The organism is Streptomyces sp. NPDC048659, from assembly GCF_040650575.1.
In the GTDB taxonomy this organism is placed as follows: Bacteria; Actinomycetota; Actinomycetes; order Streptomycetales; family Streptomycetaceae; genus Streptomyces.
In genome coordinates, this window is the sequence record NZ_JBEZHM010000014.1 from 134,652 (window position 1) to 148,384 (window position 13,733).

Genomic DNA, 13,733 nt, shown 5'->3' on the forward strand with positions numbered 1-13,733 from the left:
CCTGCCCCCGCCCCGCGCCGGCGGCCCGCCGGCCACCCCGGACACCGCCGCCCCGGACGGTCGGCTCGCCGCCACCGTGGAACGGCTGCGCGGCGAGGTGCGTGCCGCCCACGCGGCCGCCGAGGGCCGCGCCCTGATCGAACTCGCCAAGGGGGTCATCGTCGAGCGCCTGGGGTGCGGCCCGGCCCAGGCGGCCCGCCAGCTCGCGGAACTCGCCGACCGGGCCGGCCTGTCCCGGCTCGAACTGGCCGCCGACATCATCAACCAGGCGGCGCGTGACCGGCTGGCCGAGGCCACGGACACGTTCGTGAGGACGGCCGTCGGCGAGCCCCCGGGCGCCGGCACGCCCACCGCCGCCTCGGTCGCCGTGCGACTGCGCACGGCGGAGAGCGCGGCACTCGGCGCGGGCGACACCCAGGCCGTCGCCGAGTCGCTGCTCCGGCACGCTCTCGAACCGCTGGGCGCCGTCGCCGTCGCGATCTGGACCACCGGTCCGGACACCTCGCTGAGCCTGCGCGGCCACGCCGGCTTCGGCCCCGACGAGGCGGCCCGCTGGCACTACGTACCGCCTGGTGTGACGACCGCGGCCCGCCAGGCGCTCATCGGGCGCCGGACCATCCGCTACGCCTCCCTCGCGGCCTCGGGCATCCCCTCGTTGGGCAGGGGGCGCCACCCCGACGGCGGCAGGGTCGTCGTCCCCGCCGGGACCGGCGGCCGGATCCACGGCGTCCTGGAGATCTGCTGGGCCCGCCCGCTCGACCCGCTGCCGCAGGCCGTGGAGCGCCAGATCGAGGCCCTCGCCGAGCTCTGCGCCCACACCCTGGAGACGCTGCCCGAGGCGTCTCCCGGGGGCTTCGCGGCACCCGGCGGCCTCCCGGGCACCGGCGGGGAGGGGGCGGCGGCGCTGGCCGAACTCTCGGACGGGCTCTACGATCCCGCCCTCGTGCTCACCCCCCACCTGGACGAGGCGGGGAGGCTCGTCGACTTCCGTATCCGGCACGCCAACGCGCACTTCCAGGACCCGGCGGGACGGCCCCGCAGCTCCGTCGACGGGGCGCTGCTCCTTGAGGCGTACCCGGCCACGGCAGGGGGCAGCGAGCTCTTCGAGCGGATCGAGCGGGTCTACGCCACCGGGGAGCCGTTCCGCGCCCGCCGCGTCCGGCTCACGGCTCTGGTGGACCAGGTGCCGCTGGCCTCGCTCGCCGACCTCAGCATCAGCCGGTACGGCGCGAGCGTCCTGTTCATCTGGCGCGTCGAGGACGAGTCGGCCCGCCTCGCCAGCCTCCTCCAGCACGCCCAGCGGCTCGGCCGGGTCGGCGCCTTCGAGGAGGACCTCGTCAGCGGCGAGATCACCTGGCACGGCCAGCTCTACGAGCTCTTCGGCCGCGCGTCGACGGAGCCGCCGGTCGCCCTGCGCGACCTCGCCGGCCACGCCCACCCGGACGACGCCGACACCATCCGCCGGTTCCTCCAGAAGGTGCTGGACCAGCGGCGGGTGGGCTCCGCCGCGTTCCGTATGCTCCGCCACGACGGCGTCACCCGGCACATCCGGGTGACCGCCGAACCCGCCCCGGGCGGCGACGGCGGTCTCCAGTCCGTCCGGGGCGCCTACCAGGACATCTCGGCGCAGCACTGGACCGAGGTCGCCCTCACGGCGACCCGCGACCGGCTGGCGGCGACGGAGGAGGCGGCCGAGGAACGCAACCGGCTCACCCTCCAGCTCCAGCACGCGATCATGCCGCCGGCCATGCCGCCGCTCGACGCGCCGGGACTGGACGTGGCCGTGCGCTACCGGCCGGCCGAGTCCGACTCCCTGGTCGGCGGCGACTGGTACGACGCGGTCGTGCTGCCGTCCAAGAAGGTGCTGCTGTGCGTCGGGGACGTCGCGGGGCACGGCGTGGAGGCCGCCACCGGCATGGTGGTGCTGCGCAACGCCCTGCGCGGCCTGGCCGTCACGGGCGCGGGCCCGGGGCAGCTGCTGTCCTGGCTGAACAGCGTCGCCCACCACCTCACCGCCCACGTGACGGCCACCGCCGTCTGCGGCGTGTACGACCCGGAGAACCGTACGCTGCGCTGGGCCCGCGCGGGACACCTCCCGCCGGTGCTGGTGCGCGGGGAGGAGGCGCTCGACCTGCCGCTCCTGCGCGGGGTGCTGCTCGGGGCCCTCGCCGAGACCGACTACGAGGAGACGGAACTGCGGCTCGAACCCGGGGACACGGTCCTGATGTACACCGACGGGCTCGTCGAGCGGCGTGACACCGCCGTGCACGATTCCGTCGCCCATCTGCTCGCCGTCGCCCGGCAGCCGTCCGACGGCCTCGAACACCGGCTGGACCAGCTGCTCGCGCGGAGCAAGTCGGACACGGACGACGACACGTGCGTGGTCGGTGTCCAGGTGTCCTGACCCCGGCCGGCCGGGTACCGGCCCGTTCGCCCGCGAGAAGCCCCGTGCCAAGCCCCCTCCCGGCAAGCCCCACGAAAGCAGGAGACATGTCCGAGCGTGAACCGAACCTTGATGTCGACGTCGAGACCCGCGACGCCCGCACGGCGGTGCTGACCGTGGCGGGCGAGCTGGACATGGAGACGGCCGACCGGCTGCGGGAGCGTCTGGCGGAGCAGTTCGGCCAGGGGCGGCACCGTCTGGTGCTGGACCTGTCCGCCCTCGGCTTCATGGACTCCTCGGGGCTGAACGTCCTGATAAGGGCGGTCAACAAGGCGCGGGAGGACGGCGGTGACCTGTATCTCGCCTCGCCCACCCCCGCGGTGCGCCGCATCCTGGAGATCACCGGTGTGACGACGACGATCCCGCCGCACGACACCATGGCGGACGCGCTGGCCGCGGCCGAGCGCGCGAGATAGCGGACGGGTGGCCCGTACCCGAGGACCGGGCACGGGGAAGAGGAAGCGGAAGGGGAGGAACAGGACCGTGCGCGAGATCGCCGAGATCGAGGAGGCGCTCCGCAGGGCGGCCCCGCACCGGCTCGTGGAGGTCGTCGAGGACGCCCTCGGGGACCGCGGGGTGCTGCGGGTGGAACTCCGCATGGCCGACTACGGCCTGCGGACGCTCCAGCTCGTCGGGCCCGTCGCCGGAGCGGATCCGTCGGTGCCGATCCACGACAGCCCCCAGGGGCGCGCCTTCGGCGCCCAGGAGCCGCACGTGTCCCGGGAGTCCGGGGCGCTCCGGCTGCATCTGCCCGTGACGGTCCGCGGGGACCGGCTCGGGGTGCTGACGGCCGAACTGCCGCCGCGGGCCGACGTCGGGCCGCTGCTCCCCGGGCTCGCCCAGGTCTGCGAGGCGCTCGGACACGAGATCCTCGTGGCGGAGCGGGACACGGACCTGTACGTCCTGGCGCGGCGCGCGACCCGGCTCACGCTCGCGGCCGAGATGCAGTGGCAGCTGCTGCCCGGCCGTTCCTGCGCTCGTCCCGAGTTCGCCCTGGCCGCCCATCTGGAGCCCGCCTACGCCATCTTCGGCGACAACTACGACTGGTCGGTCTCGGACGGCCGGCTGACCTTGACGGTCACCAACGGCATGGGCGAGGGCATCGAGGCCGCCCTGCTGACGAACCTCGCGATCAACGCGCTCCGCAACGCCCGGCGGGCCGGCCTCCCGCCGGCGGACCAGGCCGCGCTGGCCGATCAGGCCGTGTACGCGCGGTACCGGGGCGAGGCGTTCGTGTCGGTGCTGCTGCTCCGCTTCGACCTGGCCACGGGCGAGGTGGAGGCCGTGGACGCGGGTTCGCCCCGGCTGTGGCGGCAGCGGGGGCAGGCGGTGGAGTCCGTCGGCTTCGAGGCTCAGCTGCCCCTCGGCATGTTCGAGGACACCGTGTACGTGCCGGAGCGGTTCTCCGTGCGGCCGGGCGACCGGCTGCTGTTCGGGAGCGACGGCGTGTACGCGACCGTCTCGCCGGCCGGGGAGAGTTACGGGGACCGGGCGCTGGCCCGCGCGCTGCGGGCGACGCGGCTGCTGCCGCCCACGCACGTGCCGCAGGCGGTGCTCCGGGAGCTGGCCGTCCATCACGGCGGCGGCCCGCTGGAGGACGACGCCCTGGTCGTCTGCCTCGACTGGCACGGGAGCCCGTCCACCGTCGCCGGGTGACGACCGTATCCCCGGGCCGACCTGCCGGGCGAGGCCGGTGCCCCGGAGGGGATCAGGCCGAGCTGACGTCCTTCAGCGGGGTGCGGGCGCGGGACGAGGCGGTCCCGCCGCGCCCTCCCACCGCCTCGTGGAAGCCGGCGAGCCCCCGCAGCAGCTGCTTGCGGCTCGTCGGCGACATCTCCGTGATGACCGCGAGCAGGGCCTCCTCGCGCTGGGCCCTCAGGTCCCGCAGGTACGCCTTGCCGCGCGGGGTCAGGCGCAGCTCCAGCTGCCGTCGGCTCACCGGGCTGGGCAGCCGCCGCACGAAGCCGAGCGCCTCCAGCCGGTCGCACATCCGGCTCACCGAAGGCGGCGCGGAGCCCAGCAGCTCGCCCAGGGCGCGCAGGCTGATGCCCTCCTCGCGGTCGAGGCTGTACAGCACGCGCAGCTGACTCGCCGAGACGGGTGTCGGCGACACCATGTCCCGGCCGCGCTCCCACAGCACCTCCAGCAGCTCGATGAGCTCCCGGGCGGATTCGGCCGTCCGCTGCGGATCCCGCGGCGGCGGGGCCGGTTCGCTCGTCATGCCTGCCGGTCCTCCTCGGTCGTCCGGGGCCGGGGACGGCCGCCTTGCGACGGACGGGTCATCTCCACATCTCTCCAGAAGGCGGTACGGATCCGGCGGATCGACACGTGACCGTGCGGGGCGCACGGCGCGGGACGGCACCACGCCTCCCCCTGGACTCCCTCCGTACCAGTCTCGCCCACCGGTGCGCCGCGACCTCCGCCGATCGGCTGCCGGTCGACCTCGGGTCCACGGTCCCGCGCCCCCTGGAGCCCGTCCGGACAGGCGCGGGAACCGCGCACACGACCCTGGACGCGGGCCCCGCCGGCCGCGCGCCGCGCACCCGGCAACCATATCTTTCCCGTGCCGCCGGGCCCACGGCGACCGTTTCCCAGCCCGTCACGGTGTGCGGAGAGCAGTCCGGTGCCCGTCTCCGGGGCCGCAGTGCGGGCGTCGCGCGGCGGGCTCCGCGGCACGCCGAACGCCGTCCTCTACGCTGTCCCGGCCGGCGCGGCACGGGGCCGGGACTCCGGGCGGGGAACGGCACGGGGAGGACGCGCCGACCGCGTCGGCGCACCCACCGCGCGTGTGATCCGCGTTGCGTGCGGTGTGGGAACCATGAACAGGGGAAAGGCGGGTACGAGAAGCCCAGCCGCCGGCCCAGGACGAGGGGAGCACCAGCGCCATGACGGACGCGATCACCGCGGAGCGTGCGGTCCCGGAGCCTCTGCTGTCCGCGGGTGTCGTCTACGGAGACACCGCCCGCGGCGGCGCGATCGCGGCGGCGCGCGCCTTCACCGCGGAGTTCCTCGCGGGCGCTGTGGCCGTGTTGCGCGGGCCGGTCCGCGACGAGGGGGTCGATCTCGCGCAGCTGGTGGTCAGCGAACTGGTCACCAACGCCGTCCGGCACACGGCCGGCCCCTGCCGGCTCCTCCTGGAACTCGGGCCCGACGCCCTGGAGATCTCGGTCTTCGACCGGGAGTCCGCCGCGCCCGTGCCCCGCGGACACGACCCGCGCCGCATCGGCCAGCACGGCGTGGAGATCGTCGTCGCCGTCTGCGAGAGCGTGACCGTGGAGCCCACTCCCGACGGGAAGCGGGTCCGCGCCCGCCTCTCCCTGCGGCCGGAGTAGGGCGCCCCGGGGCGCCGGCCGGGCGCGATCCGCGGGCCGGTCAACTCCGGTGGTCCGCCCGGCGGCGCCGCCGGCGCACCAGGGAACGCCGCTCGTCCTCGGTCAGGCCGCCCCACACGCCCGACGGCGGGCGCGGCTGGTCCAGCGCCTCACGCAGGCACGGTTCGCGTACCGGGCAGGCGCGGCAGACCTTCTTGGCCTTCTCCTCCTGGGCGAGCGCGGGGGCGCCGGTGCCCACCGGGAAGAACAGATCGGGGTCGACCTCCTGGCAGGCCGCGGCGGTACGCCAGCCGTCCATGTGAGCCTCCTGGCACGTGCGTGGGGATTCCTGTCCCCGTCCGCCTGACCGTTCGACCGTCCGTGAAACCCGTGGGGGCCGCTCCGGGACGTCAGCGGGGGCCGCGCCGCGCTGGCCTTCTGCGACTCCAGCGGCATCAGCGCGCTGCTTCTGAGGGCCGCGTCCGGTGTGAAGCACGTGTGCCGCAATCGTGTGGATCGTGCGGGGCCGGACCGGATGCGTACCGGAAGAGGGGGCCTCACTTGATGTGCGGAGCCCGGTGCGCGAGGGTGGACGGACGAGCTGCCGTCGAGTGGGAAGGTGGCGGTCCACGACGCGCGGGCCACGTTTATGACTGTTTTCGAGCATGAGACCGGCCGCCCCCGGGAGACCGCGGAGGCGGTTCCGCTGTGGCGCGGCTCGCCGCACCCGGCGCTGGTGGCGGACCGCGAGGGCGGTGTCGTCGAGTTCAACGCCGCGGCGGCCGACCTCTTCCCCCGGATGGGGGTCGGCAAGGGACTGGACGAGGTCGTTCCGCGCTGGCTCGCCGACGCCCACCGGCGGCTGGCCCGTCCGGCACCCGACCCGGCCGCCGCCGTCCCGGCCGCTTCCGGCCCGGCCGGGACGCGCTCCGTCCCGTTGCGCGGCAGCCACGACGGCAGGCTCCTGCGGGCCCACCCCACCGAGTCCGGCCACGGCGACGTGGCCTGGTGGCTGGTGGACGACTCCGACCTGACGGCCGCACAGGACGCCCTCCGGATCGAACGGGAACGCCACGCGATCCTGGCCGATGCCTCCACCCGGTTGCTGGCCTCGCTCAACCCCGACCGCTGCCTGGAGACGGCGGCCCTGCTCGCCGCCGAGCACCTCGGCGACGCGGCGCTCGTGATCTCCCCGCCCGGGGCGCGGAACCGCTCCACCGTGGTCACCGCCCTGGCCGGGGGGTTCGAGCGTGCGCGGTTCGCCCTGGACCCGAACCTGGTGCCCGGTCTGGCCGAGGCGCTCCAGGGCTTCCCGCCGGTGCCCGCCCGCTGGATCGACCCGGCCGAACTTCCGTCCTGGGCCGTGCCCGAGGGCTTCGGGGGGATCCCCGGGTCCGTCGTCGTCACCCCGCTGCCAGGGCACGGCGTGCCCGCGGGCGCCCTGATCCTGCTGCGGCGCGGCGGACGGCGGGCCTTCGACACCTCGGAGGAGTACTTCGCCCGGCTGTTCGCCGCCCGCGCCGGCGCCGCCCTGTCGGCCGCGCGCCTCTACGCGGAGCAGGCCGGCGTCACGCGCGCGCTGATCGCCGAGCTCCTCCCGCCCCGGCTCCACCACGTCGACGGGGTCGACTTCGCCGGCGGCTACCGCACGTCCCGGGAGACCGAGCGGATCGGCGGCGACTTCTACGACGTACACCCCGGCACCGACGACGGCCGCGACACGCTCGCCGTCCTCGGCGACGTGTGCGGCAAGGGGCTGGACGCCGCCGTGCTCACGGGCCGGATCCGCAGCACCGTGCAGGCGCTGCTGCCGCTCGCCGGCGACCACCAGGAGGTCCTGCGGCTGCTCAACGGCACCCTGTTGACCACCCGGCACACCCGCTTCGCCACCCTGGTCCTGGCCTCGGTGCGGCGCACCGGCGGCCGGGTGCGGCTCCGGCTCACCAGCGCCGGACACCCCCGCCCGCTCGTCCTGCGCGCCACGGGGGAGGTGGAGGAGGCGGACACCGAGGGGACCCTGGTGGGCGCACTCCCCCGCGTCACCAGCCGGTCCACGACGGTGGACCTCTCCCCCGGCGAGACCTGCCTGCTCTACACGGACGGGATCACGGAGGCCCGGGGCGGGCCGCTCGGTCCCGCCATGTTCGGCGAGGAACGGCTCCGTTCCGTGCTCTCCGAGTGCGTGGGACTCCCGGCCGAGGCCGTCGTCGAGCGGGTGCAGATGATCGCCGGGGAGTGGGTGGGCCGCGGCCCCCACGACGACATGGCGGTGGTCGCCATCACCGCGCCCCACAGCACCCATCTCTCGGCGGTGAACGGCCACACCCGGGGCAGGTACACCGCGTGAGGACACCGACCACCACCCCGACCGACGGCCTCGTCGCCGCGCGCCGACAGCTGTGGGCCGCCCTGGAGGCGAGGGACGAACCCGCGGCCACCGCCGCCGTCCTCGGCGCCCACGACGCCGGGATCCCCGCCGAGGACCTGCTCCTCGACGTGATCGGCCCCGTGCAGGCCGGGATCGGCGCGGAATGGGCGGCCGGCCGTATCGGCGTCGCCCAGGAGCACGCCGCCACGGCCATCCAGGACCGGGTCGTCTCGGTGCTCGCCCACCGCACGGCGGGCGCGGCCGGTCCCCGGCCGGGGACCGGGGAGGCGCCCCGGCGGGTCACCGTCGCCTGCGTCGACGGCGAGTGGCACGCCCTGCCCGCCCGGCTCCTCGCCGAGGTCCTGCGCTGCCGGGGCTTCCTCGTCGACTATCTCGGGGCGCACGTCCCCACCCCGCACCTCGTCGCCCATCTGCACCAGACCGGCACGGACGTCGTCGCCCTCTCGTCCTCGCTGCCCGTCCGGCTCCCGACCGCCCACGCCGCCGTCACCGCCGTCCAGGCCACCGGACTCCCGGTCCTCGTCGGGGGCGCCGCCTTCGGCCCCGACGGGCGCTACGCCCGGCTGCTGGGCGCGGACGGCTGGGCCGAGGACGCCCGGGCGGCGGCCCGGCTCCTCGCCGCCGGGCCGCCGCCGCCCCGCCCGCGCCGGCCGGCCGCCGACCTGCCGCACCTCGCCGACCAGGAGTACACCCTGGTCACGCGGGCCCGGAACGGGCTGGTCCGGCAGACCCTCCAGGGCCTTGAGGAGACGGTCCCGGCGATGGCCTCGTACACCGGCCGGCAGCGGGAGCGGACCGCCGAGGACCTCGGTCACATCGTCGACTTCCTCGGCGCTTCGCTCTACACGGACGACCCCGGGCTGTTCTCCGGCTTCGTCGTCTGGACCGCCGGGGTCCTCGGGGCCCGCGGCGTGCCGGCCGGCGCCCTGGTCGCCGCCCTCGACCTGCTCGCCGACGCCCAGCGGGACTTCCCCCGCGCGCGGGCGCACCTCGCCGCCGGGCGCCGCGCGCTCCTCTCCGTACCCGCTCCGCACGCCCCGGGACCCGCGTCGTGAACACACCCGAGCACCTCTTCACCATCGAGGCCGTCACCGCGCCCGGCGGGAGCCTGCGCGTGACCCTCGCCGGCGACCTGGCCTGGGACAGCGCCGACGAGTTGGCGGACGCCGTCCGGGCCTGCCTCGGCCCGGAGACCTCGGACCTGCGCGTCGACTGCGCCAGGCTCACCCTCTGCGACTCGATGGGCCTCTCGGCCCTGCTGGCCCTCCACCGGCTCGCCGGGACGGCGGGCGTCCCGCTGCGGCTCGACCGCAGGCCGCCCTTCCTCGACCGGCTGCTCCTCCTCACCGGCACCCACGAGCACCTGACGGGCCGGTCCGAGGGCCTGGAGCCCGAGGGGGACGCCCCGAGCGGCGCTACGGAGCGCCCTCGGCCCGCCGGTCCCTGACGGGTTCTCACGGCCGCGGCGCGCGGCGGGCCCGGCGGTGCGTCCGGCACGGCGGGATGGGCGCCCTCAGCCGGTGCGGGCGCCGCCGCCCGGGCGGAAGCACGCCGTGACGTCCTTGCCCCGCGGGCAGGGGCGGGTGCGCACCTCATCGGCGAGCGCGTCCACGAGGAGCAGTCCGCGCCCGCCCAGCGCGCCGTGGTCGAGGCTTCGCTGACGGGGCACCAGGTGGGAGGAGTCGTGCACGGTGACGTGCAGGCACTCCTCGTCCCAGGCGAGGATCAGCTGCGCGGCGCTGCGGGCGTGCACATGGGCGTTGGTGACGAGTTCGGAGACCGCCAGCACGACGGCGTCCGCCACGTCGGGCGCGGTGCGGTCCCAGCCGAGGGTCGCCAAATGGCCGCGCGTCCAGTCCCGGGCCGTCTTCACGCTGCTCCCCATCGGCAGGGACCGCGCCCAGCCGACGGCCCTCATCGACGGATCCCGTGTCATGTCTCTCCTTCCGACGAACGGTCAGGAGGTCCGTCTGCCCGCCGCCCGGGCGGAGAAACCGGCCGGAAACTCGTGTGCGTCCGACAGGTCTGAAGACGGGAAGTCGGGGTAGGCGGACCATCTCGGGCCATGCGCCCCGACGAGGAAGACACGTGAAAGGGGACGGGTGTGACGGTCACTACGATGCCTGTGACGGGAGTCGAGTCCGGGAAGGGGACACTGCCGCAGATCACGGACACGTCGGCGGTCGCGCCCAAGGACGCGAGGGCCCTCTCGAAGATCTTCTTCCAGGAGCTCACGACGCTGGAGGAGGGGACGCACCAGTACCAGTACGCTCGGAACACCCTCATCGAGATGAACATGAGTCTGGTCCGCTACGCGGCCGGGCGCTTCCGGCACCGTGCCGACGAGATGGAGGACATCGTCCAGGTCGGCATGATCGGCCTGATCAAGGCGATCGACCGGTTCGAGCTGTCGCGCGAGGTCGAGTTCGCCACCTTCGCCGTCCCCTACATCGTCGGCGAGATCAAGCGGTTCTTCCGGGACACCTCCTGGGCGGTGCACGTGCCCCGCAGGCTCCAGGAGGCGCGGGTGGAGCTGGCCAAGGCGACCGAGGAGCTCAGCAGCCGCCTCGGACGGACGCCGACGGCCAAGGAGCTGGCCGCCCTGATGAGCCTCAGCGAAGAGGAGGTCACCGAGGCGCGGCTGGCGTCCAACGGCTACAACTCCTCGTCGCTCGACGCGGCCCTCGGCGGTGAGGACGAGGACGGCGACGCCTCGCTGGCCGACTTCATCGGCACCGAGGACCCCGCCATGGAACTGGTGGAGGACTTCCACTCGCTGGCCCCGCTCATCGCGGACCTCGACGAACGCGACCGCACGATCATCCACTTGCGGTTCGTGGAGGAACTGACGCAGGCGCAGATCGGCGAGCGGCTGGGCTGCTCGCAGATGCACGTCTCCCGGCTCCTCGGCCGCACGGTGAAGCGACTGCGCGCGGGCCTGCTCGGCACCGCCGCGGGCTGATCCGGCCCGCGCCCGACGGCTCCGGCGTAGGACCGGCGAAGGCGGGTAACCGGCGGGCATGGCCGAACGCGACGTCCGCGCACGACGGACCCCCGAGCCCCTGCCCCCGACCCCCGCCCGGCCCCCCGCCCGGGGCCCGGGGCCGGGTGCCGCCGTCGAGGAGCGCGCCCCGGACTCGCCCGCCGACCTCTCCCGGTCCTCCTGGGCCGAGGTCCTGAAGGGGTCGGCGCGCGGGTTCGCGGACGACGAACTCATGGACCGGGCCGGGACGCTGACGTACTACGGCGTCCTGTCGCTCTTCCCGGCGCTGCTCGCCCTGGTCTCGCTGCTCGGGGTCAGCGGGCGGCGGACCACCGACCGGGTGATGGAGAACCTGCGGGAGCTGGCACCGGGACCGACCCGCGACGTCCTGGAACAGGCCCTTCAGGCGATCTCCGGCAGCGGCGGCACCGGCGTCGTCATGGCCGGTGCCGGGCTCCTGGTGGCGCTGTGGTCCTCGTCCGGCTACGTCGGGGCCTTCATGCGCGCCGCCAACCACATCCACGACGTCCCCGAGGGCCGCCCCCTGTGGAAGCTGCTGCCGATCCGGCTCGGCATGACGGCCCTGCTCATGGTGATGGCCGCCGCGGGCGCCCTGCTGCTCGTGGTCAGCGGCGACATGGCACGCCGGGCCGGCGACGCGCTGGGCGTCGGCGGCACCGCCCTGACGGTCTGGTCGGCGGCCCGGCCGCCCCTCCTGCTCGTGCTCGCCGTGGCCATGATCACCCTGCTGTACTGGGGCAGCCCGAACGCCAAGGGCCGCGGCTGGCGCTGGGTCACCCCCGGCAGCGTGGTCGCCCTGCTGATCTGGATGGCGGCATCGGCGGGCTTCGCGGCGTACGTCTCCTCCTTCGCCTCGTACAACCGGGTCTACGGCACGATGGCCGGCGTCGTCGTCTTCCTCGTCTGGCTGTGGATCAGCAACCTGGCGGTGCTGCTGGGGCTGGAGTTCGACGCCGAGCTGCTCCGTCGGCGCGCGGTGGCCGGCGGTATGCCGCCGGACCGGGAACCGTACGTCAGGCCGCGCGACACACGGGCGTGGAGCGACGAGGAGCGCCGCGAGGCGGGCCTGCCCGAGAAGCCGCGTCACCACGGCGCGTGAGGCAGCCGCCCGCCGTCGTGGTGTGAACCAGGGTCGGGGGCACCGGAGTTCCCTTCTCCTGGAGGATCATCCGGTGATGCCGGGCGCGCGGGCGCTGTTAGCTTCGCCCGATGACTACGTTGGACCTGATGGACTCGGGGCTGCGCGCCCTCCACCTGCGGGAGGGGCAGCGCCTGGCGCAGCGCCTGTTCGCGCAGGTGATCGGCACGCAGGTGCTCCGGCCCGGCCGCAGCGAGGAGGAGGCGGACAACCGGATCGCCCTGCTCGCGCGGGACGTGTTCGGCGCGCGGGCGGGCCGGGTGCGGCGCCGTTTCGTGCGCGCGGAGCCGCACGCCCCGGTGGCCGGGCGGTGGCAGGAGCGGCTCATCGGGGCGCAGGACCTGGTCGTGCTGGACTTCGAGCCGTTGCTCGCCCCGTACGAGACGGGCTTCGCCCGGACCGTGGCCCTCGGCGACACCCCGGTGCGGCGGCGGCTCGTGCAGGACGCGGCGGCGGTGGCCGCCGCCGCCCGGGACGCCTTCCGGGCCGACGGCTCCCTCACCGGCCGCGAGCTGCACGCGCGGGTGCGCGAGCTGGCCGCCGGGGCGGGGCGGGCGCTGGGCGGGCGGCACTGCGGCCGGCTGACCGGACCCGCGCCGGGCGCGCGGCCCGGGGCGGCCCGGCCGGAGCTGCTCATCGGGCCGGACAACGCGCTGCCGCTGCGCCGCAGGCTGGCGGACGGCGGCCGGGCGCACTGGATCCTCCATGTGCACCTCGTCGACGAGCGGGGCGGCCACGGGGCCGTCCACACCGAGCTGCTCGACCTCGTCTGACCCGGGCCGCGCCCCGGCCCGTTGGGCCGTGCGGATCAGGTCCGGGCCGTGGGCGGGCGGCGGGCCGGGCCTTCGGGGCATCCCTGGTCCCGTGACAGCACACGTGAACCACCGGTACGCGATCGGCGTCGAGCGCGCGGACGGCGTCCTGCGCTGCGTCCGGCTGGACCGCACCGCCCTGACCGGACTCGACGAGGCCGTCGCCGCCGTGCGCGGCGCCGGGTCCTCGGGGACGGCGTACGGCCTCTTCAACGCCGACGAGTCCTTCTTCCTGATCCTGCGGGTCGCTCCCGGCGCGACCGCCCTGTTCCTGTCGGACGCGGGCGCCGCACACCGGCACACGCTCGCCGCCCAGGCGCTGGACGCGCTGCGCGTCGCCCCTCCAGGTGACGACGCGCCCGGCCCGCGCCCGGCCGGGGACCTCGGCGTGCTGGCCGGTCTCGGGCTCGGCGCCGAGGGCATGGCCGCCGTGCTGGCCGGGCCGGACGCCCTGCCCGACACCAGGCTGCGGGAGATCGCGGAGCGGTGCGGCTTCACGGCCGCGTTCGACCGGTTGCGCCGGTAGCGCGGGGCGGGGCGGGCGGCCGAGCGCCGCGCCGAAGAGCAGCAGGCTCAGCCCGAGGGCGGCGGCGAGCCCGAGGAACTGCTCGGGGTGGCCCTGCCGGTGCTGGGCGA

General features: G+C 75.6%; 14 protein-coding genes. 11 read left to right on the forward strand and 3 right to left on the reverse strand.

What is annotated here, in order from left to right; genetic code table 11:
- Position 1 precedes the first annotated feature (1 nt).
- The 3 genes from AB0C99_RS14010 to AB0C99_RS14020 all read left to right on the forward strand — a co-directional run bounded on the left by AB0C99_RS14010 (position 2) and on the right by AB0C99_RS14020 (position 4,099).
- Positions 2-2,404 (forward strand): SpoIIE family protein phosphatase, encoded by a 2,403-nt coding sequence (locus tag AB0C99_RS14010; RefSeq protein ID WP_362474289.1) that lies wholly within the window; start codon positions 2-4, stop codon positions 2,402-2,404.
- Positions 2,405-2,490: 86 nt separating this feature from the next.
- The gene (locus AB0C99_RS14015; protein WP_362474242.1) at positions 2,491-2,859 is read left to right on the forward strand and encodes an STAS domain-containing protein; all 369 of its coding nucleotides are present in this window, start codon (positions 2,491-2,493) and stop codon (positions 2,857-2,859) included.
- 67 nt (positions 2,860-2,926) lie between these two features.
- On the forward strand, positions 2,927-4,099 hold the full coding sequence (locus AB0C99_RS14020; protein ID WP_362474244.1) for a PP2C family protein-serine/threonine phosphatase: 1,173 nt from the start codon (positions 2,927-2,929) through the stop codon (positions 4,097-4,099).
- A 52-nt stretch (positions 4,100-4,151) separates the two neighbouring features.
- Here AB0C99_RS14020 and AB0C99_RS14025 read toward each other — a convergent pair whose 3' ends face one another.
- On the reverse strand, positions 4,152-4,664 hold the full coding sequence (locus AB0C99_RS14025) for a MarR family transcriptional regulator (RefSeq protein ID WP_362474247.1): 513 nt from the start codon (positions 4,662-4,664) through the stop codon (positions 4,152-4,154).
- A 664-nt stretch (positions 4,665-5,328) separates the two neighbouring features.
- Between AB0C99_RS14025 and AB0C99_RS14030 the strand changes: the two genes are divergently transcribed.
- The gene (locus AB0C99_RS14030; RefSeq protein ID WP_362474250.1) at positions 5,329-5,775 is read left to right on the forward strand and encodes an ATP-binding protein; all 447 of its coding nucleotides are present in this window, start codon (positions 5,329-5,331) and stop codon (positions 5,773-5,775) included.
- A 40-nt stretch (positions 5,776-5,815) separates the two neighbouring features.
- On the opposite strand, the gene AB0C99_RS14035 is transcribed toward AB0C99_RS14030, so the two are convergent.
- On the reverse strand, positions 5,816-6,073 hold the full coding sequence (locus AB0C99_RS14035; RefSeq protein ID WP_362474253.1) for a WhiB family transcriptional regulator: 258 nt from the start codon (positions 6,071-6,073) through the stop codon (positions 5,816-5,818).
- A 330-nt stretch (positions 6,074-6,403) separates the two neighbouring features.
- Here AB0C99_RS14035 and AB0C99_RS14040 point away from each other — a divergent pair, with 330 nt between their 5' ends.
- The 3 genes from AB0C99_RS14040 to AB0C99_RS14050 are packed head-to-tail and all read left to right on the forward strand — an operon-like array spanning position 6,404 to position 9,590.
- Positions 6,404-8,101: a PP2C family protein-serine/threonine phosphatase gene (locus AB0C99_RS14040; protein ID WP_362474256.1), complete on the forward strand. Its 1,698-nt coding sequence runs from the start codon at positions 6,404-6,406 to the stop codon at positions 8,099-8,101.
- On the forward strand, positions 8,098-9,198 hold the full coding sequence (locus AB0C99_RS14045) for a cobalamin-dependent protein (RefSeq protein WP_362474259.1): 1,101 nt from the start codon (positions 8,098-8,100) through the stop codon (positions 9,196-9,198). The genes AB0C99_RS14040 and AB0C99_RS14045 overlap by 4 nt, the downstream gene beginning before the upstream one ends.
- Complete coding sequence (locus AB0C99_RS14050) at positions 9,195-9,590, forward strand: STAS domain-containing protein (protein ID WP_362474262.1); 396 nt, start codon at positions 9,195-9,197, stop codon at positions 9,588-9,590. The genes AB0C99_RS14045 and AB0C99_RS14050 overlap by 4 nt, the downstream gene beginning before the upstream one ends.
- A 66-nt stretch (positions 9,591-9,656) precedes the next feature.
- Here the strand turns inward: AB0C99_RS14050 and AB0C99_RS14055 are convergent, their stop codons facing one another.
- Entirely contained in the window at positions 9,657-10,079 is a 423-nt protein-coding gene (locus tag AB0C99_RS14055) for an ATP-binding protein (RefSeq protein ID WP_362474264.1), read from the reverse strand.
- A gap of 183 nt (positions 10,080-10,262) precedes the next feature.
- On the opposite strand from AB0C99_RS14055, the gene AB0C99_RS14060 reads away from it, so the two are divergent.
- The 4 genes from AB0C99_RS14060 to AB0C99_RS14075 all read left to right on the forward strand — a co-directional run bounded on the left by AB0C99_RS14060 (position 10,263) and on the right by AB0C99_RS14075 (position 13,623).
- Entirely contained in the window at positions 10,263-11,105 is an 843-nt protein-coding gene (locus tag AB0C99_RS14060; RefSeq protein WP_362474266.1) for an RNA polymerase sigma factor SigF, read from the forward strand.
- A gap of 58 nt (positions 11,106-11,163) precedes the next feature.
- Complete coding sequence (locus tag AB0C99_RS14065) at positions 11,164-12,246, forward strand: YihY/virulence factor BrkB family protein (protein ID WP_362474268.1); 1,083 nt, start codon at positions 11,164-11,166, stop codon at positions 12,244-12,246.
- A gap of 110 nt (positions 12,247-12,356) precedes the next feature.
- A complete protein-coding gene (locus tag AB0C99_RS14070) occupies positions 12,357-13,058 on the forward strand; it encodes a M24 family metallopeptidase (protein WP_362474269.1) in 702 nt (233 codons plus the stop codon).
- Between the two features lie 91 nt (positions 13,059-13,149).
- Entirely contained in the window at positions 13,150-13,623 is a 474-nt protein-coding gene (locus tag AB0C99_RS14075; protein WP_362474272.1) for a tRNA adenosine deaminase-associated protein, read from the forward strand.
- The last annotated feature ends 110 nt before the right edge of the window (positions 13,624-13,733 follow it).